This window comes from Pseudoxanthomonas sp. LjRoot204_2 (assembly GCF_056175765.1).
Genome location: NZ_JBGFFG010000488.1, coordinates 1 through 2,292 on the forward strand (window position 1 = coordinate 1; position 2,292 = coordinate 2,292).

The following is a 2,292-nucleotide window of genomic DNA, read 5'->3' on the forward strand; positions in this document are numbered from 1 at the left end:
GAACAATCCTGCTCGGTATCCAATCAGTGCGGTGTTGATTGAGGAGCAAAACATTGCCCGGGCGCTCAATCTAAGAATCGCTGTAACTGGAATGTTGAGCCGTGCCGAAGTAGAGCGGGCAATAAAGGCATCTAGATCCGCGCACCGGCTAAGCGCTTCGATGTTCGCGGCCCTTGCCGCCTCTGCGCAGTCTTTAGCCGTGTCAAGAAACTCAAAGAGGGGGAGCGTCTGGTTCGCCATATTTCCAATTCCTCATCAGATGGGACGCCAAATCCGGCCGAGTCAGCGCTCCAGCCGAACCCTCAAGCGGCGCGCCCGTTCCTTAAAGGCAGACTCGCCTCCCTCCAGAATGTCGCAAACCGCCTTCCGGATAGCAGCAGACTCAAGCCCGCCGGACTGATAGGAAATCTTGGGAAGCCCACTCGAGCCATCGTGGGTGGAGTCCGCGATAATAACTTGGTCTGCGTCCGTGTTGATTACGAGGTTCGCATTGTGAGTCACCATGATGACCTGCCGGTTGGACTTGGCAAGCACGAACAGCGAGACCAGTTCGTCAAAGACTGATTTTGGATCTAGGTTCTCTTCGGGTTGGTCGATGATGAGCGGACGATCGTCTGCTTCGTCCAGAGCCAGATATAGCAAGAGCAGGACGATTCCACGTGTGCCTGGAGAAAGCTTCCGAATATCAACGCCGTCATAAGTGATCTCGTAACGGACGCGCATGTGTTCCGTGCTGTAGAGCCATCTCGCAAGCCGCTTCAACCATGCCCGATATTCGTCTTGCTGTTCTTTGGGGAACGTTGCGTGAGAGAGAAGCACTTTTAAATGATTGCTGAGAAACGCCGACATCGCGGCCCGAATGTCAGCGGCTGTGCCCTTTTCCCATACCGTCAGGAACGCCGCTTTGGCCACCGCAGTAAACCCTCCTACGCCGTAGAAGGCTCCCGACTTGCGGCGATCTAAGAGATGTTCCTCGGCCTCCTTGGCCCATGCTTCTACGTCTGCGATGCGTCTGACTGAGAAGCCCAACTTTCCCAGGGTTCCAGATGAAGAGGCGAGCTTGGCCAGCAACGGAGCGTAAAGCTGCTCCAATGCAGCCTGCTCATCGATGATCGCTTGGAACGCGCGTTCGTAAGCCGCCTCGCGATCGGTCTGCAAGGCCCGTCGGCGTTCCGATGCTCCCTGCGCATCGATGAGCCGCTGTTCCAGGTTGGTTAGGGCGGTTTGTTCCTTGTTGATGCGATCGGACAACGCGGTGAAGTTCTTCTGCGTTACCTGATCCGCACTGAAGAAAGCGGCGAGGCGGGCCATCTCGGCGTCGATCACAGCCAAAGATACGGTAGCAAGGTTGGTATCGGCCTCGATGTAAGGCTTGTTTGGTTCTCGCGGAGGTGGGGCGACGCCCTTGATCTTGGCAATTTCCGTGTCCGCCCAGGAAACGTAGCTCTGCAAATCTTGGTCGACGCTTCCCTTGTGGACCAACAAGAACGCTTGCCATTGGTTCTCGTCCAAACCGCTGGCCACGTGACGGGCACGCAACTGACGCAATAATTCAGGCGCGCCCGATGTTCGGGTGGCTTCCACCTCGCTCTGTAGCGATAGGAATGTCCGGCGCTGATTGCTGAAGTTTTGGACCTTCGTTCGGAGCGCTTGGGCTACGGCACCCAGCGCAGTATGGCGATCCACTTGCTCTTGTGTTCCCTTTAGCGTCAGCTTGCTTCTATCGACAAGATAGCCCTCGATGACCTGACGCTTCTGTTGAACACTGGTGCTGAGGGTTGGGAGCAGTGCCTCCTTTTCCAGTTCGACGCTGATCGTGTCAGAAAGCTGGGCGATTGCCAGTTCCTCACGCTGACGGGCTTGCTTGAGGTGGATGGTCCATTGATCCCGCAACTCTTCGAAGTCGCTGGCGAAATCCGTTTGGCTCGGCTCATGGGACTGAAAAACTACCCGCTCGATCTCACGGACCAACCCGTCCGATGCACCCGCGGAGGAACAAAGTTCTTCGACGAACTGCTGCGACAGGTAGCGTGCCTTTGAAAACGTCACTCCGTTCGCGCCATCTTGATACGTCAGGGGGCGGGTTTCTATCGCGCCGCCGCCCCAGCTCAAAGTGGTCCTGGCATCTCCGAGCAGACCCCGAGCTCGCACTAGGAAAGAGGCACTGGAGTTCTCGTCTGCATCCCAGCCGGCGATCGGAATAGCGTCACAACCGGCAGCAATGATATCGGCCAAGGCGGTCTTACCGGAGCCGCGGGCACCAACGATAGCGACCAAGCCACTGTTTAAGGG

Annotated in this window: 1 protein-coding gene and 1 pseudogene; both read right to left on the reverse strand. The window is 56.9% G+C overall.

What is annotated here, in order from left to right; all coding sequences use genetic code 11:
• Positions 1-240, reverse strand: a pseudogene (locus AC04L7_RS16975) (hypothetical protein); the annotation flags it as partial.
• A gap of 42 nt (positions 241-282) precedes the next feature.
• Positions 283-2,292 (reverse strand): TrlF family AAA-like ATPase (locus tag AC04L7_RS16980; protein WP_475513487.1); only part of this gene is annotated, 2,010 nt, incomplete at its 5' end.